The following is a 19,528-nucleotide window of genomic DNA, read 5'->3' as shown; positions in this document are numbered from 1 at the left end:
CGGGCGCCAGATGAAAGCTGAAGTGCCCGTTGTGGTGAAGTTGTTTTGTTTGGGGCCCCTAGCGGTGGCCTGGGTAAGGCTAAAAGGCGGGGCCACTGGAAAGCGTGGCCTTACCCGCTGGCCGGCTTAGGCCACCGCTCCCCCCAAACAAAACAACTTCACCACAACGGGCGGTTGGGTTCGGCGGGTTTCGAGGCGCGGTGGGTGGGGATGGTGCTTCGTTGATCTGGGCTGGCTTTCTTGGGGCGCGTGGGGTGGGCTGGCGGCCTTCGTCGATTTATAGGCGTCTGTATAGGCATAGATGGGGATGTCGATTTGGATGTGGATGTGGGTAATAGGTGAGGCGGCGACCCACCGCGCACTGGTGGGTCGCCGCCTCGGGGGGCGGCCTACTTGACCAGAGTTATTTCTTGATCAGGTACGCCCGGATGGTGGTCTGGTCGATCGTGCCGCCTTGGGGGGCGGTGGCGTGGGCGCGGAGTGAGACGGTGGTGGCGGTGCGGGGGTGGTCCAGGTGGAGGTCGCAGCCGGTGACTCTGGCCTTTTGCCAGGTTTTGCCTTCGTCGTAGGAGACTTCCACGGAGAGGTTTTTGGGGGTGGTTTCGGTGCCGTTTTCCAGTTGCAGGGCCACCGGGATGGTGAAGTGGCCGGGTGGGGCGGTGTTGTCGTTCCTCAGTGTGCCGTGGAAGCGGATGGTGGCGAGGGGGATGACCTTTTGCTGTGCGTCCGAGTGGAAGGTCCAGGTGGCTGAGATGGCGGTGGCGACGGGGGAGATGGCGGGGTCGCGGGTGGCGGTGGTGGTGAGGCGGTAGGTGCCGGGGGTGGTGGGGACCTTGAACACGCCTGCGCCGGGGAGGTCGGTGTGGCCGAGGGTGACGCCGTCGCGAGACAGGGTGGTGGTGGCGGTCAGGGGGCGGGCGAAACCGGCGTTGCCGTCGCCGTCGCCCCAGAGGCCGATGGTGAAGCGGGTGTAGGGGCCGTTTCGTTCGGCCCAGGGGGTGGTGGCGCGGGGGAGGGACGGGCCGAAGATGCCGTGGTTGACCGGCTGGCGGTAAGTCTGGCCCGCGCGGGGGCGGAACGGTTCGCCGTAGAAGGCGCCGTCGATGGTGTCGGTGGTGCCGACGACGGTGTCGCCTTCCCACAGGATGTTGTCGGTGTTGACGTAAGCGGTGCTCTCCGCCGCCACCTCGCCGCCGAAACCGAGTAGGGGGGATTTGCCCGCGAGGTTGAAGGGGATGAGGTAACGCTCGAAGTAGGGGTTCGCGCGGGTTGAGCCGATGTCGGCCTTGATGCGCGCCAGGTCCTTTTTGGACACGGTCTTGGTGAAACCGTGCGGCACCGAGCCGTCCTGGAACCACGCGGCGGTGTACTGGTCGGCGGTGGGGTTCACCTCGCCCCAGCCGGTGGACAGGCCCCACAGCAGTTGGTCCGCGGGCGCGTTGGGGCCGACTTGGCCGACGCGCAGGCCCTCGGTGGACGGGCCGACCAGGCCGAGGCCGAACCGCAGTTGGTCGTCTGGGGTGTAGAGGTTGTAGCCGGTTACGGCGAACGCCGCGGGTGCCTTGGGGTCCGGGGCGGTGATGGTGACCGGGGCCGTGGCGCGCGCGTCGACGACGATCTCGCCCGCCTTGGTGATGTCCAGGGCCGGGTACGCCAGCAGCCGGGAGTCCAGTTGGTTGTCGGGGGCGAAGTAGAGGTTGCTGAGCACGTACCGGCCCTTGGGCAGCCGGACCTTGAGCAGGCCGTTCTGGTCCGGGTACGGGAACGCGTCGTAGTCGGTGTCGATGCCGGTGATGATGCTCGACCAGTTGGTGCTGGGTTTCCCGTCGGGGCCGAGATAGCGCACGGTGGTGTCGTAGCTCTCGATCTCGCGGCTCAGCGCGACCGGGGTGCGCAGCGACTGGCCGCCGCCGGTGGCGACGATCGCGCCGGTGTACGGGCCGTCCGCGGTGCCCTTGCGGGCGTCCCCGGTGACCTTGACTGCCGCGCTGCCGCCCGCCGGGACCGTGATCCGCGCAGGGGAGACGGTGAACAGTGTCGCCGGTTTGCCGTCGGGACCGGTCGCGTCCACGGCCAAGTCCAGCGTCACCGCCGTGGTGGCCGAGTTGTGGTAGCTCAGGTCCCTGGTGACGGGGGTGTCGTCGTTGTGCGGCCACAGTTGGCTGCCGAGGCTGACCGAGGTCGGTTCGGAGGTCAGCGTCTGCGTCAACGACTTGGCCACGTCGACCCGGCCGGAGCCCTGGTCGAACACGCCCGCGCCCGCGGTGGGCTTGGCCGAGGCGGTCAGCGCCGCCTTGACCTGCTGACCGGTCCACCCCGGGTGTTGCTGGAGCAGCAGGGCGGCGGCCCCGGCGACGTGCGGGGAAGCCATGGAGGTCCCGGAAAGGGAGACGTACCCGGGCTCCGCGGGGTCGCCGATCTGCCCGTTGGTGGCCTTGGCGGCGACGATGCCCGAGCCGGGGGCGGTGATGTCCGGCTTGACGCCGTTGTCGCCGTTTCGGGGGCCGCGGCTGGAGAAGTCGGAGATGGTGTCGTCGCGTTCGACCGAGCCGACGGTCAGTGCCGCGTCGGCGCTGCCGGGGGAGCCGATCGATTTCGGCCTGCCCGCGTTGCCCGCGGCGACGACGAACAGGGTGCCCTTGTCGGCGGAGAGCCGGTTCACGGTCTCCTCCAAGGGATCGATCTCCGGGCTGTCATCGGCGCCCAGGCTCAGGTTGACCACTCGGGCGCCTTGGTCGACGGACCACTCGATGCCCGCGATGATCCACGACAGCTCACCGCCGCCGCTGTGGTCGAGCACCTTGGCGTTGATCAGGCTCGCGCCGTTCGCGATGCCCCGGTACTTGGCGCCGCCACCCGCGATGATCGACGCGACGTGCGTTCCGTGGCCGACGACGTCATCGGTGTAGCCGTCCTGGGTGAAGTCCTGCTCGGCGACCTCGCGGCCTGCGAGGTCGGGGTGGGTTTTGTCGATGCCGGTGTCCACTACGGCCACCTTGACCCCGGTGCCGGTGATGCCCTGCTGCCAGGCTTCCGGTGCGCCGATTTGCTTGGCACTGCGGTCGAGCAGGGCGGGCACCCTGCGGTCCAGCCACACCTTTCCGCCTGCGCTGACCAGTGAGCGCCACGAGCCCGCCAGGTCGGACTTGGTGGCCTTGAGCGCTCTTGCCTTCGCCGATGGCAATTCCCGGACCGGCGCGATCCCGGCGCCGCGGGTGCTCGGGCCGGTTTGGATCAATGGCAGGTCGCCGCGCCGGTCGTCGTAGCCCGAGCGCAGCAATTCGGTGACGTCGAACAGCCGCCGGTCCAGTTGCCCGGACCGGACGAGTGGTTCCGCGTCGAGCGGGATGACATATGTGTCGCCGTTGTGCGTGTAGGTCTGGAAACGGATGCCCGCGCGCTTCGGATTCGCCTGCAGCAATGGCCGCTGCCGCTGGTCGAGCGCGATCCGGTCGCCGGTGATCAGCGTGACGGTCGTCGCCGTGGTCGCCCCCGCCGCCTGCTCCACCGTGTTCACCTGGGCTGACGCCACCGGTCCCGCGGTGGCGGTGAGCCAGATGGCGAGCGTGGTCGTGGTTGTCGCCGCTGTGCCGCGAATTCGCATACTGCCCCCGGTCCTTTGTGTTGGGCCGTGCGGGAAACACCTGGGGTCGCTGGAAATATCGCGAATGCTGCCCCCGGTGGCGACGAAACTATCGGCGGTACCCGGATGTCGCAATCGGCCGATTGACTGATCCGGGTTGCACCGGCGGAATTCGGTTGTCCAGGCAACGTCCGGCTTTCTGGGACGTCCGTGCGGCGCGGAACCCCATCCCGGATCGTATTGTGTCGAACTGGACGCCATCGAATAGCGCGGCGGCGGCCCACCATTGGTGGACCGCCGCCGGTACCGCTGCCGGGTCAGTTCTTGATCAGGTACGCCCGGATGATCGTCTGGTCGACCGTGCCGCCCCGGCCGTCGGCGGCGTGTGCCCGCAGTGACACGGACGTCGCGGTGCGCGGGTGGTCGAGCTGGATGTCGCAGCCGGTGACGCGGGCTTTTTGCCAGGTCTTGCCCTCGTCATAGGAGACGTCAACCGACAGGTCGCGGGGCTTGACCTCGCTGCCGTTCTCCAACTGCAGCGCCACCGGGATGGTGAACCGCCCGGACGGCGCCGTGTTGTCATCCCGCAGCGCGGCGTGGAACCGGACGGTGGACAGCGGCACGACTTCCTGCCGGGCGTCCGAGCGGAACGTCCACGCGGCCGACACCGAGGTGCTCAGCGGGTAGACCGCCGGGTCGAGGGTCGCCGTCGTGGTGAGCCGGTAGTTGCCCGCCGCCGCCGGGACGGGGAACAGACCGCCCGCGGGGGCGTCGTAGTCACCGATCTTGGTGCCGTCGCGGTAGAGCGTGGTGATCGCGGTCTTCGTCAAGGGGAACCCGGCGTTCCCGTCGCTGTCGCCCCACAGACCGATGCTGAACCGCAGGTACCCCTCGGCGCGCTCGCCCCAGTTGTGCGTGGCGTGGGGCAGGGACGGGCCGAAGATGCCGTGGTTGACCCGTTGCCGGTAGGTCCGACCCGGCTGCGGCCGGAACGGCTCGCCGTAGTAGAACGTGCCCGTGCCGGTGTCGCCTTCCCAGAGGGTGTTCTCGGTGGTCACGTACGCGGTGCTCTCGGCGGTCACGTCGTGCCCCATGGACACCAGCGGACTGCGCCCCGCGAGGTTGAACGGCACCAGGTAGCGGGTGGACAAGTCGCCCGGCCGGGCCGTGGCCACGCTCGCCTTCACCCGGGCCATGTCCTTCTTGACCACGGTCTTGGTGAACCCGTGCGGCACCGACCCGTCCTGGAACCAGGCGGCGTTGTACTGGTCCGCGGTCGGCGCGGAGTCGCCCCAACTCGCTGACAGACCCCAGATCAACTGGTTCGCGGGTCCGGCGGGGCCGATCTGCCCGACGTACAGGTCGTCCGGCGAGTACGTGAGGATGCCGACCCCGGTGCGCGGCTTGCCATCCGGACCGTTGACGTCGTACCCGGTCGCCGCGTACGCGACGGGAGCCTTGGGGTCCGGTGGCGTGACGCGCACCGGTTCGGCGGCGCGCGCGTCGACCACGACGACCTGGCCCGGCCCGGTGACGTCCATGCCGGGGTACGGCAGCATCCGAATCTGGTTGCCGGGGCCGGAGTAGACGTTGCCGAGCACGTAACGGCCCTTGGGCAACCGGACCTTCGCCTGCCCGTCCACCGGGTTCGGGAACACCGTGGGCTGACCGTCCAGGCCGTCGAGGAAGCTGTCCCAGTCCTGGCTGGGGTTCCCGTCGGTGCCCAGGTACCGCAGGGTCACCTCGTAGCTCTCGACCTCGCGGGTCAGCGACAGCGTGGTGCGCTGCGCCTGACCGCCGCCGGTCGCCACCACCGCACCGGTGTACCGGCCGTCCGCGGTGCCCCGGCGGCTGTCGCCGGTGACCTTGGCGGTCGCGGTGCCGCCCGCCGGGACGGTGATCCGCGCGGGGGAGACGGTGAACGGGGTCGCGGGCTTGCCGTCCGGACCGGTCGCGTCCACGGCCAGGTCCAGCGTGACCGCCGTGGTGGCCGAGTTGCGGTAGGTCAGGTCCTTGGTGATCGGGGTGTCGTCGTCGTGCGGCCACTGCTGGACGCCGTAGCCGATGGTGGTGGGCTGCGCGGTCAAGGTCTGGGTCAGTGACTTGGGGATGTCGACCCGACCGGAGCCCTGGTCGAACGGGGTGGCACCCGGGGTCGGCTTGGCTGAGGCGGTCAGCACCGCCTTGACCTGCTGGCCGGTCCAGTCCGGGTGTTGCTGCAGCAGGAGAGCCGCCGCGCCCGCGACGTGCGGCGTGGCCATGGAGGTGCCGGAGAGGGAGACGTAGCCGGGTTCCGCCGGGTCGCCGATCTGCCCGTGCGCGGCTTTCGCGGCGACGATGCCGGAGCCGGGGGCGGTGATGTCCGGCTTGACGCCGTCGTCGCCGACCCGGGGGCCGCGGCTGGAGAAGTCGGAGATCGTGTCGTCGCGCTCGACCGAGCCCACGGTCAGTGCCGCGTCCGCGCTACCCGGGCTGCCGATCGAGCCCGTCTGCGGACCTTCGTTGCCCGCGGCGACGACGAACAGGGTGCCCTTCTCGGCGGAGAGCCGGTTCACGGTCTCCTCCAAGGGATCGATCTCCGGGCTGTCGTAGCCGCCCAGGCTCAGGTTGACCACCCGGGCGCCCTGGTCGACGGACCACTCGATGCCCGCGATGATCCAGGACAACGACCCGTTGCCACCCTCGTCGAGCACCTTGGCGTTGATCAGGCTCGCGCCGTTGGCGATGCCCCGGTACTTCGAGCCGCCACCGGCGATGATCGAGGCGACGTGCGTGCCGTGCCCGAACAGGTCGTCGGCGGTCGGGTCCGGGGTGAAGTTCTGCTCGGCGACCTCGCGGCCCACCAGGTCGGGGTGGGTTTTGTCAATGCCGGTGTCCACTACGGCAACCTTGACCCCGGTGCCTGTGATGCCTTGTTGCCAGGCTTCCGGTGCGCCGATTTGCTTGGCGCTGCGGTCGAGGAGCGCGTGCACCTTGCGGTCCAGCCACACCTTTCCGCCCGCACCGACCAGCGAACGCCACGAGCCCGCGAGGTCCGACTTGGTGGCCTTCAACGCCCTCGCCTTCGCGGCGGGCAATTCACGCTCAGCCGCGATCCCGGCACCCCGGGTGCTCGGGCCGGTTTGGATCAACGGCAGGTCGCCGCGCCGGTCGTCATACCCGGAGCGCGCGAGCTCGGTGACGTCGAACAGCCGCCGGTCCAGTTGCCCGGACCGGACGAGCGGGAGCGCGTCGGCCGGGAGCACATAGGTGTCACCGTCGCGCTGGTAGGTCTCGAAGGAAACGCCTGCGCGCCTCGGGTTCGGCAGCACAACCGGCCTGCCCGCCCGGTCGAGCGCGACCCGGTCGCCGGTGATCAGGGTGACGGTCGACGCGGGGTTCGCCGCGCCCACCTGGTTTTCCCGGGCCATCGCGGGCGCTCCGCCCACCAAGCTGAGCCCGATGACGAGTGTTGTCGTGGTTGTCGCCGCAGTGGCGCGCATTCGCATACTGCCCCGGTCCTTTGTCGTTGGGCCGTGCGGGGAACGCTGGGGAGAATTCCGTGAAACGGCCCCAGCGGCGACGAAACTAGCGGTGATCATCAGGCGTTCGCAATAGGTTGATGAATTCCGGCGAAATGCCATCATCGGGCAACGCGTCGCCATTTCCGACCGTTGTACGGCGTGGACCGCGCCGCGGTTGTCCCGGTGTCGGACCCGAACTGCCGGGAACTGTGCCGACCGTGGGCCGGGGCGAGTGCCCCACCGTTCGCCCGGCGGCCACCGTCTTGTCCTCGCGGTTGTCGGTGGCCGGGTCTACGGTGGCGCCGTCCGGTCTCGGACGACGACAGCCCTGGTACTTCGGAGGTACTCCATGGTCACCCGTTCCACCCCGTGGCAGGCGGGCACGCCCTGCTGGATCGACCTGGCCAGTGACGTCGAGCGCGCCGCTGCCTTCTACTCGGCGTTGTTCGGCTGGCGGGTGGACATCTCCCCGGAGTTCGGCGGCTACGCGAACTGCTACGTCGGCGACGACCGGGTCGCCGGGATCGGTCCGCTGCAGGAGGGGCAGCCGACCGTGTGGTCCACCTACCTGTCCTCCGAGGACACCGAGGCCGACGTCGCCAAGATCGTCGCCGCCGGTGGCCAGGTCGTCGTGCCGCCGCTGCAGGTCGGGCCGCTGGGGACGATGGCCGTGGCCGTCGACCCGACCGGCGCGGCGTTCGGCCTGTGGCAGGCGGGCACGCACACCGGGGTCACCCTGGCCAACGAGCCCGGCTCGCTGTCCTGGAACGAGCAGTTGAGCGGCGACTTCGACGGCGCCAAGGCGTTCTACGCGTCGCTCTACGGCTTCGACTACCACGACGTCTCCGCGCCCGGCATGACCTACGCGACCATCCACCTCGACGACCCGGAGCGGCCGGTCGGCGGGATCGGCGCGGCCCAGGCGGGTGCCCCGGCGCGGTGGTGGGTCTACTTCTCGGTCACGGACACCGATGCCACCGTCGCCAAGGTCGTCGAGCTGGGTGGCTCCAGCGCGGGTGAGCCCTTCGACACCCCGTACGGCAGGCAGGCCATCGTCGCCGACGACCAGGGCGCCTCGTTCGTGGTCATCACCCTGCCGAAGTCCTGAACCCGGTGAGCGCGGGCTGGTGCCCCCCATTTCGGCACCAGCCCGCGCTCAGCCCCCGGTGGACCGCCGCCACCACCGTTTGCGCCGTGGTGTCAGGTGTCCCCGCGCCACCGCCCACTCCGCGAACGCCGCCGCGTCCTCCCGGAAGCGGGTCCCGTCCCGCCTCGGGTTGCCCGCCGCGTAGTCGTTGAACAACGCGGTGAAGTCAGATCCGAGTTCCCCGGCCACCTCCGGGGCGAGTTGGCTGACGATCCGGCGCCGCTTGGCCAGCAGCGCCGCCGCCTCCACCCGTACCGCCGCCGGGTCGAACCCGGCGGGCGGCTCCCCGCCCGCCAGCAGCGCCCGCAGCAGGTCCCCCTGGGCGGCCGCCAACTCGTCCCGGCTCACCCGGACACCACCGCCCGGATCGCGGCGAGCTCGTCGGCGAGAACCGAGTCGGACGGGTAGTGGTCGTCCCGTTCCAGCAGCACACCGGGTGGTTGGACGCGTGCGCAGAGTTCGCCCAGGAGATCGAGAACTCCTTGCGGTACCGCGTGTGCGTGCGTGTCGTGGTAGACGCCGTCGATTTCGACGCCGCCCGCCACGTGGACGTATGCCAGGCGGTCCAACGGGATTCCGTCGAGCAGTTCGCGTGGGTCCGCGCCGAGGTTTCGCGCATTGGCCCACATGTTCGCCACGTCCACCAACAGCAGACAACCGGTTCGGTCGACCAGCCGGTGCAGGAATTCCGCCTCGGTCAATTCCGCGTTCGGCCATTCCAGCAGGGCCGCGATGTTCTCCAGGGCCAACGGACGGTCCAGGATTTCCTGCGCGGCGGTGACGTTGTCCACCAGCACGTCCAGCGCTTCCCGGGTGCGCGGGACCGGCATCAGGTGCCCCGAGTCGAGCCCCCCGGCCCGCACGAAGCACACGTGGTCGCTCACCAGGGGCGCGTCCAGCAGCGCGGCCACCGCCCCCAGGTGTTCGACCCGGGCGGTGTCGAGCGGCTCGGCGCCGCCCAGGGACAAGGAGACGGCATGGGGGAGCACCGGGACCCCCTTCGCGCGCAGGACGCGCAACGACTCCGGGACGTGGTCGCGGTGCAGGTTCTCCGCCACGACCTCGACGAAGTCGACCCCCGGCATCCGCTCCACGGTCAGGTCGATCTCCGACCGCCAGCCGATGCCCACTCCCAGGTGCTCACCCATGCCGTCATCCTCCCCCATCCACCCCACCCCCGGGGTCCTCATCGGACAATCAGCCGCCGCAGCCCCCTCCTCCGCCGCAGCCGCTACCGCCCCCGCAACTGCTCGCCCCGCCGCAGCCGTAACCGCCGCTCCCGCTCTGCCTGCCGCCGCCCAGGGCCGCGGTGACCTCGGCGTCCGGGTGGCTGGCCAGGCCACCGAGCAGGACCGCGCCGGTCGCCCCGGCCAGCGCGTACTCGGTGACCCTGGGGTCCTTGCGCCGCAACGCCTCGCGGGTGTCGTCTGTCCACTTGGCACCCGCGTAGGTCCGGGCGGGAACCTGGTTGACGAAGAAGCCGACCGTCAGCATGACCGTCAAGGCCAGGCACCCCACCAGGTACCCGGTGGGCCGGTCGTTGGTCGTGCCCTCGACGACCCGGGCGATCCCGACCACCACGACGACGGCGAGGGGCAGAGCGGACAGCCGTGTCCACATCCGACACCGCGCTACCAGGAACCCGTTGCGGGTGAGGCCATCGGCCAGGTCCCGCACCGCCGCCGACGTGCGCACCACCTCGGTGACCACCGACTTCGTGCTCTTGCGACCGCGGGACCGCACCTCGTCGATGACGGCCTGGTCCAGCCGGTCGGCCACGGTGCCGACCCCGTCGACCACAGTGAGCCCGTCCCGGCTGGCCCGCAGTTTCCCCTGCTCCAGCAGCCGGGCGATGGACAGTTCCACCGCCCGCCGCGCGCCGCCCGCGAGGTAGGCGAGTTCGGTCACGCCGAGCCCGTCACCACCCGCGACCCGTCCCGTCCTGGCCCGGATCCGCACCGCCACCCCGAGCAGCACCGCGAACGCCACGCCCACCAGGTACGCCCTAATGAACTCCGGTCCGGTCAAACCCCATGGTTGGTCCATCTCTTCCCCCTGCCCGGGGGAACCGCCGACGGGCGGTTTCCCGCTTGTGCCACCGGAATCACCGCGTTCCGGTGCGCACCATGCTCGGGGCGGGTGACCGGCGGCACAAGCGGGCTTGAGCTAGATTTAGGGACCTCGTGTGCTGGATTTAGGCTTCCCGGTTGGGAATGCCCCTGTGTTGTCGGCTTTTTCCCAACCTTGTCCGGTTGTTGTCTATTCGCCGTCCGGCGCCAGGGTCAGCGAGATCGAGTTGATGCAGTACCGCTGGTCGGTCGGCGTCGGGTAGCCCTCGCCCTCGAACACGTGCCCGAGGTGGCTGTGGCAGCTCGCGCACAACACCTCGGTGCGCACCATGCCGTGCGCGCGGTCCTCGCGCAGCACGACGCTCTCGCCCGCCAGCGGCGAGAAGAACGACGGCCACCCGCAGTGCGACTCGAACTTGGTCTCGCTGCGGAACAGCTCCGCGCCGCACGCCCGGCACCGGTAGACCCCGGTCGTCTTCGTGTCGGTGTACTCCCCGGTCCACGCGGGTTCGGTGCCCGCCTCGCGCAGCACGGCGAACTCGCGGGGGTCCAGCTTGGCCCGCCACTCCTGCTCGGACCTGACCACCCGCGGCGTCGCGCCGACCACCGGTTCCATAGCCACTTCTCGCCTCAGCTCCTCAGTTGCCCGGTTCCCCGAACAGCACGCCCAGGATGAAACCGAGGGCGTCCCACACGGCCACCAGCACACCCAACAAGATGAGGGTCACGAGTATGCCCGCGGTCAGCCGGTGGTGGCCGCCGAGCCGGTTGGCCGACTCGGCGAAGTCGCGGACCTGCCCCAGGTAACCCTCGACGGTGTAGTTGGGGCGCACCTGCTCGACCCGGTCGAGGTGCTCGGCGAACGCCCGCGCCTCCGGGTCGGCCGGGTCCAGGCCGATCAGGTCGTCGGTGAACCGGTTGTCCGGGACGTGCCCGCCCCGGCCACCGGTGCGCCCGCCGCCCGCGGGATCGGTGTCCTCGGGATCGGGGAACGTGCCCGTCGCGCCCATACCCCCCACGGTAACCCGGACGACCGACATCCGGACCCGTGAGACGTGACTACTGGCCACCCAATGGACGCTCCTCGGGCGCGGTTTCACCCGTCTTGAGGTGTACCAGCGAGGTGAAACCCCACTCCTCCAGCTTGCCGAGCTGCGCCCCGAACTTGCCCCGCCTGCGCACCGGCGACACCCACCGACCGCTCGCCCGCAGTTCCCGGGCGACCCCGGTGACCGTGGTCAGCGGCACGTCGGCCTCGTAGAGCACGGCGACGGACTCGCGGCCGTCGACCCGCTCGATGAGGTCCACGATCCGCTCGAAGCCGATGGAGAACCCGCAGGCGGGCACGTCGCGCCCCAGCGAACGGCCGATGAGCCGGTCGTAGCGCCCGCCGCCCGCGATGGACCCGGAGCTCGCCGGGTGGGTGATCTCGAAGATCTGGCCGGTGTAGTAGCCCATGCCGCGCACCAGGGTCGGGTCGAACTCCCAGTCGAGGCCGTCCAGCGCGGCGAGCGCGGCCGCCGTCTCACCCAGGTCGGCCACCACCTGCTCGGGCAGGTTCGGCACCGCGTCGGCCAGCCGCTTGTCCAGCGTCGCCGGGTCGCCGCCCTGCAGGCCGGTGATGGTCTCCTGCAGCCGGTCGATCTCGGCGTCGCCGAGGCCCCGGCCGGGCAGCTCGGCGCGCACCCCGTCCCAGCCGATCTTGTCCAGCTTGTCCAGGGTGATGAACAGCCCGGTCCACGCGTCCTCGGGCAGCCCGACCCCTTCGGCCAGCGCGGACAGGAACCTGCGGTCCGACACCCGCACGGTCGCCCCGCTCAGGCCCGCCGCGGCCAGCGCCTCGGTGGTCGCCTCGATCAGCTCGACCTCGGCCAGCACGGTCTCCTCGCCGAGCACGTCGATGTCGCACTGGTAGAACTGCCGGTACCGGCCCTTCTGCGGCCGCTCCGCCCGCCACACCGGCCCGAACTGGAACGACCGGAACGGCTGCGGGAGGGTGGCCTGGTTGTTGCCGTAGAACCGGGTCAACGGGACCGTCAGGTCGTAGCGCAGGCCGAGGTCGACCAGGTCGGTGAGGGTCGTGTCCGCGGCCACCACCTCGTCCAGCCCGCGGCGCAGCACCCGGTAGATCAGCTTCTCGTTCTCGCCGCCCTGACCACCGGAGAGCCGCTCGATGTTCTCCAGCGCGGGCGTCTCGATCCGCTGGTAGCCGTACCGGTGGTAGACCTCGGTGATCCTCGCCAACACGTGGTCGCGCACGGCGACGGTCGCGGGCAGCAGGTCACGGGTGCCCCGGGCGGGGCTGTTGTCCATCTTCACCGGCGGTGATCCTTCGCTGTTGTGGTGTGACCACGGTACCGGTCCTGCCCGTTGGCACCCCCGCCCTTCCCGCTCGGACCACCGGGACCGGACCATGGCGGGAAGCCCGGGTCGGGCTCATGTGGATCGACCGGCGGGTCGGTGTCGGGGAACGGGAGTCGGCGGGGTGGCGCGGAACGTGGTCGAGCGGGTGGAGCACCACCAGATCGCGGTCTACCTCGCGGCGATGGCGGCCGGTGGCCTGGTCGGCTGGGCGGTACCCGCCGCGGGGCCGGGGTTGGCGCACGCCGTCAACCCGGTGCTGGGCGCCCTGCTGTACGTGACGTTCCTCCAGGTCCCGGCCGCCGAGTTGCTCCGGTCGCTGCGCGACGGCCGGTTCCTCTCCGCGACGCTGGTGGTCAACTTCATCGTGGTCCCGGGGGTGGTCGCGGCGACGTTCGTGGTCCTGCCCACCGGACAGGCCCTGCGGATCGGGGTGCTGCTGGTGCTGCTAACCCCGTGTGTGGACTACGTCATCGTCTTCAGCGGCCTCGCCGGTGGGAGCAATCGGCGGCTGCTGGCCGCCACCCCGCTGCTGCTGGTCGCGCAGATGCTGCTGCTGCCGGTGTTCCTCTACCTGTTCCTGGGCTCCGATCTGGCGGGCGTCGTCGAGATCGGCCCGTTCGTCGAGGCGTTCCTCGTGCTCGTCGTGATCCCGCTCGCGTTGGCTTGGGCCACTCAGGGATGGGCCGCCCGCGCCCCCGCCGGGCGCACGGTCGCCGCGGCGGCGAGCAGCACGATGGTGCCGCTGATGGCCGCCACCCTCCTGGTCGTCGTGGCGTCCCAGGTCCCGAAGGTGCGCGGCCACCTCGGCGACGTGGCCGCCGTCATCCCCTGCTACGCCGCGTTCCCGGTCGTCATGGCCTTCGCCGGGTGGGCGGTGGCCCGGGTGTTCCGCCTCGACGTCCCGGCCGCGCGGGCCGTGGTGTTCAGCGGTGCCACCCGCAACTCCCTGGTCGTGCTGCCCCTGGCCCTCGCGCTGCCCGACCGGCTAGCCCTGGCCGCGGCCGTCGTGGTCACGCAGACCCTGGTCGAGGTGCTCGGCATGGTCGTCTACGTCCGGCTTGTGCCGCGACTGGTCCCCGAACGCACGGGCACCCCGCCACCTGTTGTGGTGTGACCGCGGTAGCGAGATACGCGCGTCGTTTTCCCCGCGCCCGTACGCTGGCGGGCATGGCGCCAGCGGTGGAGATCGAGGTTGACGGGCGGACTGTGCGCGTGTCCAATCCGGACAAGCCGTACTTCGCGGAGCTGGGTGTCGTGAAACGGCAGGTTGTCGAGTACTTCCTGGCTGTGGGCCCCGGCATCCTGGGTGCGCTGCGCGACCGGCCGACCACGCTGGAGCGTTGGCCCGGTGGGGTGTTCGACGGCGCCAAGCTCTCCACGCGCGCCGACCACACGGGGGACGCGTTCTACCAGAAGCGGATTCCCAAGGGCGCCCCCGATTACGTGCAGACCGCCCGGATCACCTTCCCCAGCGGCAGGCCCGCCGACGAGGTCTGCCCGACGGAGCTGGCGGTGGTCGCCTGGGCGGCGAACCTGGGCACGCTGACCTTCCACCCGTGGCCGGTGTCCCGCGGCGACGTGGACCACCCGGACCAGCTCCGGGTCGACCTCGATCCCCAGCCCGGCACCGACTTCGCCGACGCGGTGGCGGTCGCCTACGAGACCCGCGCGTTCCTCCGGTCGATCGGCATGGACGCCTTCCCCAAGACCTCCGGTGGGCGCGGCGTGCACCTCTACATCCCGATCGAGCCGCGCTGGACCTTTGTCGAGGCCCGCCGGGCGCTGATCGCCCTGGCCCGCGAGATGGAACGCCGCCTGCCGGACCGGGTGACGGTGAGCTGGTGGAAGGAAGAACGCGGCAGCCGCATCTTCGTCGACTACAACCAGATGGCCCGGGACCGCACCATCGCCTCCGCCTACTCGATCCGCCCCACGCCGCGCGCGCTCGTCTCCGCCCCGGTCACCTGGGACGAGCTGGCAGAGGTCCACCCCGAGGACTTCACCATCTTCACCATGCCCGCCCGCTTCACCGAGGTCGGCGACCTGCACGCGGGCGTGGCCACCACCGCGTACTCGCTGGACACCCTCCTCGCGATGGTCGCCCGCGACGAACGCGACCACGACCTCGGCGACCTCCCGTACCCGCCCGAGTACCCCAAGATGGCGGGCGAACCCAAGCGCGTCCAACCCTCCAAGGCCCGCGACTGACCCGTCTCGCCACCCACCGGCGCCTGGCCGCGGTTCGCCGCGCCCTTGCCGCGGCTTGCCTGCTCGCTCCTGTTCGCGGTGCGCGGCCCGTTCTTCTCCGCCGGTTGTCCACAATCCCGCCACCCGTCCACACCCGTCGCGGTACCGAGCACTCGCGGCCGGGTTCTGTCGGTCCTCCTCCGTAGGCTGGAAAACGGGGGCTGCTCAGCACAGTTGATCTTCCCGGTCCCCGCTCCACAAAGGTCGTTCGGGCCGCTGGAAACGGTGGCGGGGCAGAAGACGATACGCGGGAATGCCGGGCGCCGCAGCAATGTTGCTCCATCCGGTTGACCCGGCGTGATCACCATCGCGCGGACCGGCGGAAACGCCGGTTCCAGCATTTACACTGCCGGGTGAGGCGAGATCCGGCGACGCGGAAGGGGACCACCATGGCGGAGACGTACCTGGTCCGCTACGTCGGCGGTCCCCTGGACGGTCGGGTGGACACGCTGGACGGGGTCCCGGTCGACCCCCGGTCCACGGTCACGCACGTCCACCTGCACGGCGGCCCGAAGATCGTGCACCACTACGACTTGCAGTACGCGCTCGAGTACGGCTGCGAGTACCGGCTGCGCGAGGTCTGAACCGTCCTAACTGGACTGGGTCGAGATGATCAGCAGGCACAGTTGGCAGCGGGGCCCGTCGGCGGCGTCGCCCGCCAGGTCGGGTGGCGCGGCGTGGGTGCACGACGCGCGGTAGTGCTGGTGGGCCAGGCGGCTGCCCGCGGCCATCGGAAACGCGTGCAGAACGCCGTCGTAGCAGCTTCGCCACCACAGGTACCGGACGCTCATCACCGTGAAGCTAAGTGCCCCCGTCGTCCGCGTCACCTCGGGCCGCTCGAACGGGTGATGTGTGTTCTGTCGGTGGGTACCGGCACACTGGCCGCGAGATCACCAGAGGAGGGGGATGCGGGTGGCCAGCGGGCTCGCGACAGCGGACATCGACCGGTTGCGCCAGGCGTTGACCGACGGGAAGCCGACGCCGGTGTGGTTCACGGCGGCCGCGGTGGGGGTCACCACCGGTCAGCAGGCCAAGGTCGTGGCGTTCGACGACCCGGCGGAGGGCGATTTCATCCAGGTTCGGCCGCACGGGTCGCGGGACGTGCTGTCGTTCTCGCCCGCGGAGTTGACCACGGTCAAGCCGCCCGCGCGGCCGAAGCCGGAACCCAGGCCGGAACCCGAGCCGGGGCCGCCGCCCGAGCCGGAGCCCGCGGTCGTCCACGAGTGGGAGCCGGGGTTCGACGAGCCCAAGCGGGAGCCGCGGCCGCGCAAGCAGCAGCCCGCGGAGATCACGGTGACCCTGCACGCCACGGTGGAGGGCGAGTGGAGCGTGGACGTGCTGGTCGGCAAGAAGCGCACGGTCCGCTGGGTCCCGGTGCCCGCCGGTGACATCGCGAAGGCGGCCCGGTCGTTGCCCGCCGAGGTCGGGGCGGCGATCTCGACGGCGCTGGCCGCGTCCCGCGAGCGCCAGTTGCGCCGGGTCGAGCAGCTCAAGGCCGAGTTGGAGGCCGCGCAGCGGGCGCTGCGGGAGCTGGGTTAACCGTCCACAGGCGACTTGGCGATCCGGGTCGCCCCGGCGGACGCGGCCACCACGCAGGCCACCGCCACCCACTGCGCTGGTCGCAGCGCCTCGCCGAGCACCACGAGCCCGGCCAGCGCCGCGACCGCCGGTTCCAGGCTCATCAGCACCCCGAACACGCGCGGCGGAATGCGGCGCAGCGCGCTCAGTTCCAGCGAGTACGGGATCACCGACGACATCAGCGCCACCCCGAGCCCGGCGACCAAGACGGTGGGTTGGACCATCGCCTGGCCGGACTCGCTGATCCCGAACGGCAGCACGACCAGGCACGCCACCACCGCCGCCAGGGCCAGCCCGGACCCGTCCGCGGTTCGGCTGCCCAGGGCGGCGCCGAGCAGGATGTACCCGGCCCAGCAGCCGCCCGCCGCCAGCGCGAACAGCAGGCCGACCGGGGAGACCGCGCCGCCGGTGTTGGCCAGCAGCGCGACACCGGCCGCCGCGAGCAGTGCCCACAGGCCGTCGAGCCACCGGCGGGACCCGATGAGGGCGATGGCGAGCGGGCCGAGGAACTCCACGGTCACCGCGACCCCCAGCGGGATGCGCTGCAACGCCAGGTAGAAGCAGAGGTTCATGGTGCCGAGCACCAGCCCGTAGCCGAGGATCACCGGCCACGCGTGCCAGTTGGCCCGCACCGACGGTCGCCACAGCAGCACGAACACGACGGCGCCGAGGCCGAGCCGCAACGTCACCGCGCCGGTCGGTCCGGCGGCCGCGAACAACTGCTTGGCCAATGCCGCGCCCACCTGCACGCTGACGATGGCCACCAATACCTGCACGGTTGGCGGCACCGCTCCGACCCGACCGGGCAAGGCGGTGACCAGCCCGTTCCACCGGGACACCGAGGACCGATCAACCTGCGCGACCACCATGTCCGCACAGTACGACACAGCGCCCCGGATTCATCCCATGTTTTTCGCCACCCGGGTGGCGTTCACCGGGTTCTCACCCGGCGCGTGCCAGGGTGGGTGGGTCACGGTGGCGAGGGAGAGGGACGGCGCAGGCGTGAGGTCGGGTCGCGGTGTGTCCTTCCTGCTGCCGCTCGCGCTGCTGGCCGGGTGCACGGTCGGCCCCTCCGACCGGCCGGACATCGTCGTCAACGACGGTGGCCAGGAGGTCGCCCCGCAGACCACGCCCGGTCAGCCCGGCCCCGCCGCCCTGCCGCCGCTCACCGAGCCCAAGGACGCCACCATCCGGTGGAGCACGTGCGGCCCCGAGGTCCTGGACGGGTTCACCGTCCCGGCGAACGTCCACGTCGACTGCGGCAAGGTCACCGGCGTCCTCGACTCGCCGTACGCCCCCGGCCGCGGCACGGTCCGCCTGCAGGTGCTGCGCGCCGGGACCGGCCCCATCCCGCTGGTGGTGGTCAACGACGTCGACGGCCTGCCCGGCACCTGGTACGCCGCCAAGTTGGCCGCGACCCTGCCGCCCGAGGTGCTGGCCAGGTTCTCCCTGGTCGGCCTGGACCGCCGCGGCACCGGCAACTCCGACCCGGTCCGCTGCGTCCCCGACGACGTCCGCGCCGCCATCGTCGACGCCGACCCCCGTGCCCTGGACGTCGACGGCCTCGTCGACCAGGCCCGGTCGGCGGGCCAGCAGTGCTCCATCACCCTGGAACGCAGGCTGCCCGCCATCGACACCTGGCGCACCACCGCGGACCTCGACGCCCTCCGCGTCGCCCTCGGCATGGACAAACTCCACGCCATCGGCCACGGCGAGGGTTCCCGCGTCCTCACCGCCTACGCCGACCGCTTCCCCACCAACGTCGGCCGCACCGTCCTCGACGGTGTCCCCGACCCCAACCAGGACGCCGTCGTCGCCCTGGAAGGCGTCGCGGCAGCCCTCGACGCCACCTTCAGCGCTTTCGCGGACGACTGCGCGCAACGCAACTGCGAACTCGGCACCAACGCCCGCCAGGCCCTGTCCGAAATCCTCAACCGCGCCGCAGGCACCCCCCTGTCCACCGGCGACACCGACCTCACCCCCGGCCTCATCCTCCGCGCCGTCCAACGTGGACTCACCGACCGGGACACCTGGCCCACCCTGGCAAAAGCAATGGCCGCCGCCCGCAGCGGAGACCCCAAACCCCTGCTGGACCTGGTCTCCCCCGTCGTCCTCGAAACCGACGACACCCCCGCCACCTTCGACGCGACCCTGGTGACCCGCTGCAACGACACCAAGTCCCGCCTCTCCACCGAGGCACTGACCGCGGCCGCCAAAGACTGGAACACCCGCTACCCCCTATTCGGAGCCCTCGTCTCAGAATGGTTGGCCATCTGCAGCCCCTGGCCAGTACCAACCCAACCAGTCCCCCAGGCCACCGCTCCGACAGCGCCCCCATTCGTCGTCATCGGCACCGCAACAGACCCGGTAACCCCCCTGTCCGGTACCGAACACGCCGCACAACAGTTGACCAGCGCCGCCATGATCACCTGGTCCGGCACCGCCCACGGCGCCCTGGGCAACTCCCCCTGCATAGCCACAGCCGTCCAGACGTACCTCCTCAACGGCACCACCCCCCACGACGGCACAGTCTGCCCAGCATAAAACGCCACGTGCCCAAACACCCACCACCCCTCATCAACGAAGCGCCACACCCAACACCACGCCCCCCCAAAAAAACTCCACGCAAATCGACAAAGCCCCACACCCCAACACCACGCCCCCCCAAAAAAAAATACTCCACCCCATATCGACGAAGTCCCACTCTCGCACCGCGCGCCTCGGGACCCGCCGATACCAACCGCCCGTTGTGGTGAAGTTGTTTTGTTTGGGGGGAGCGGTGGCCTAAGCCGGCTGGCGGGTAAGGCCCCGTCTTTCCAGTGGCCCCGCCTTTTAGCCTTACCCAGGCTGCCGCTAGGGGCCCTTGGTCTCAAGTGATCGGTGCGCCACCGTGTTTGACCAGTAGTTCGTTGAGTTTCTCGACGGGTTTGTGCCAGTCGAGGGTCTGGCGGGGTCGGCCGTTGAGTTCGCGGGCGACGGCGTCGAGGTGTGCTTGGGAGTGGACCGAGAGGTCTGTTCCTTTGGGGAAGTACTGACG

General features: G+C 70.6%; 16 protein-coding genes and 1 pseudogene. 6 read left to right on the top strand and 11 right to left on the bottom strand.

Annotated features, from left to right (window positions below; all coding sequences use genetic code 11):
* Positions 1-403: 403 nt before the first annotated feature.
* Together H504_RS43755 and H504_RS0130610 are read right to left on the bottom strand one after the other, a co-directional pair.
* Positions 404-3,604 (bottom strand): S8 family peptidase, encoded by a 3,201-nt coding sequence (locus H504_RS43755; RefSeq protein ID WP_051386424.1) that lies wholly within the window; start codon positions 3,602-3,604, stop codon positions 404-406.
* 296 nt (positions 3,605-3,900) lie between these two features.
* The gene (locus H504_RS0130610) at positions 3,901-7,071 is read right to left on the bottom strand and encodes a S8 family peptidase (protein ID WP_169735483.1); all 3,171 of its coding nucleotides are present in this window, start codon (positions 7,069-7,071) and stop codon (positions 3,901-3,903) included.
* 364 nt (positions 7,072-7,435) lie between these two features.
* On the opposite strand from H504_RS0130610, the gene H504_RS0130605 reads away from it, so the two are divergent.
* Positions 7,436-8,194, top strand: coding sequence for a VOC family protein (locus tag H504_RS0130605; RefSeq protein WP_026425915.1), 759 nt, complete (start codon positions 7,436-7,438; stop codon positions 8,192-8,194).
* 48 nt (positions 8,195-8,242) lie between these two features.
* Here H504_RS0130605 and H504_RS0130600 read toward each other — a convergent pair whose 3' ends face one another.
* The 6 genes from H504_RS0130600 to hisS all read right to left on the bottom strand — a co-directional run bounded on the left by H504_RS0130600 (position 8,243) and on the right by hisS (position 12,615).
* On the bottom strand, positions 8,243-8,581 hold the full coding sequence (locus H504_RS0130600) for an SCO6045 C-terminal-like domain-containing protein (RefSeq protein ID WP_026425914.1): 339 nt from the start codon (positions 8,579-8,581) through the stop codon (positions 8,243-8,245).
* Positions 8,578-9,381 (bottom strand): MbnB/TglH/ChrH family RiPP precursor modification enzyme, encoded by an 804-nt coding sequence (locus tag H504_RS0130595; protein ID WP_026425913.1) that lies wholly within the window; start codon positions 9,379-9,381, stop codon positions 8,578-8,580. Before H504_RS0130595 ends, H504_RS0130600 begins: the two co-directional genes overlap by 4 nt.
* A gap of 49 nt (positions 9,382-9,430) precedes the next feature.
* Positions 9,431-10,279 carry a TIGR04222 domain-containing membrane protein gene (locus H504_RS0130590; RefSeq protein WP_026425912.1) on the bottom strand — a complete coding sequence of 283 codons (849 nt, stop codon included), beginning with the start codon at positions 10,277-10,279 and terminating at the stop codon, positions 9,431-9,433.
* A gap of 213 nt (positions 10,280-10,492) precedes the next feature.
* Entirely contained in the window at positions 10,493-10,918 is a 426-nt protein-coding gene (gene msrB, locus H504_RS0130585; RefSeq protein ID WP_026425911.1) for a peptide-methionine (R)-S-oxide reductase MsrB, read from the bottom strand.
* A gap of 22 nt (positions 10,919-10,940) precedes the next feature.
* Positions 10,941-11,312 carry a hypothetical protein gene (locus tag H504_RS0130580; protein WP_026425910.1) on the bottom strand — a complete coding sequence of 124 codons (372 nt, stop codon included), beginning with the start codon at positions 11,310-11,312 and terminating at the stop codon, positions 10,941-10,943.
* Between the two features lie 49 nt (positions 11,313-11,361).
* Positions 11,362-12,615: a histidine--tRNA ligase gene (gene hisS, locus H504_RS0130575; protein WP_035307048.1), complete on the bottom strand. Its 1,254-nt coding sequence runs from the start codon at positions 12,613-12,615 to the stop codon at positions 11,362-11,364.
* A gap of 232 nt (positions 12,616-12,847) precedes the next feature.
* Here hisS and H504_RS0130570 point away from each other — a divergent pair, with 232 nt between their 5' ends.
* From H504_RS0130570 to H504_RS0130560, 3 genes are all read left to right on the top strand, one after another.
* The gene (locus tag H504_RS0130570) at positions 12,848-13,780 is read left to right on the top strand and encodes an arsenic resistance protein (RefSeq protein ID WP_245614525.1); all 933 of its coding nucleotides are present in this window, start codon (positions 12,848-12,850) and stop codon (positions 13,778-13,780) included.
* A 53-nt stretch (positions 13,781-13,833) separates the two neighbouring features.
* Positions 13,834-14,874: a DNA polymerase domain-containing protein gene (locus H504_RS0130565; RefSeq protein ID WP_026425907.1), complete on the top strand. Its 1,041-nt coding sequence runs from the start codon at positions 13,834-13,836 to the stop codon at positions 14,872-14,874.
* 428 nt (positions 14,875-15,302) lie between these two features.
* Positions 15,303-15,497, top strand: coding sequence for a hypothetical protein (locus H504_RS0130560; protein WP_026425906.1), 195 nt, complete (start codon positions 15,303-15,305; stop codon positions 15,495-15,497).
* A gap of 6 nt (positions 15,498-15,503) precedes the next feature.
* On the opposite strand, the gene H504_RS0130555 is transcribed toward H504_RS0130560, so the two are convergent.
* Positions 15,504-15,704: a hypothetical protein gene (locus H504_RS0130555; RefSeq protein ID WP_026425905.1), complete on the bottom strand. Its 201-nt coding sequence runs from the start codon at positions 15,702-15,704 to the stop codon at positions 15,504-15,506.
* Positions 15,705-15,819: 115 nt separating this feature from the next.
* Here H504_RS0130555 and H504_RS0130550 point away from each other — a divergent pair, with 115 nt between their 5' ends.
* A complete protein-coding gene (locus tag H504_RS0130550; protein ID WP_026425904.1) occupies positions 15,820-16,452 on the top strand; it encodes a DUF6319 family protein in 633 nt (210 codons plus the stop codon).
* Here H504_RS0130550 and H504_RS0130545 read toward each other — a convergent pair.
* On the bottom strand, positions 16,449-17,360 hold the full coding sequence (locus tag H504_RS0130545) for an EamA family transporter (RefSeq protein ID WP_026425903.1): 912 nt from the start codon (positions 17,358-17,360) through the stop codon (positions 16,449-16,451). The genes H504_RS0130550 and H504_RS0130545 overlap by 4 nt on opposite strands.
* 151 nt (positions 17,361-17,511) lie before the next feature.
* Between H504_RS0130545 and H504_RS0130540 the strand changes: the two genes are divergently transcribed.
* A complete protein-coding gene (locus H504_RS0130540; RefSeq protein ID WP_245614520.1) occupies positions 17,512-19,035 on the top strand; it encodes an alpha/beta hydrolase in 1,524 nt (507 codons plus the stop codon).
* A gap of 325 nt (positions 19,036-19,360) precedes the next feature.
* Here H504_RS0130540 and H504_RS41735 read toward each other — a convergent pair.
* Positions 19,361-19,528, bottom strand: a pseudogene (locus H504_RS41735) (IS30 family transposase); the annotation flags it as partial.

It is taken from the genome of Actinokineospora inagensis DSM 44258 (genome assembly GCF_000482865.1).
Classification (GTDB): Bacteria; Actinomycetota; Actinomycetes; order Mycobacteriales; family Pseudonocardiaceae; genus Actinokineospora; species Actinokineospora inagensis.
The sequence above is the reverse complement of the archived record's forward strand: the minus strand, read 5'-3'. Positions and strand labels throughout refer to the sequence as shown.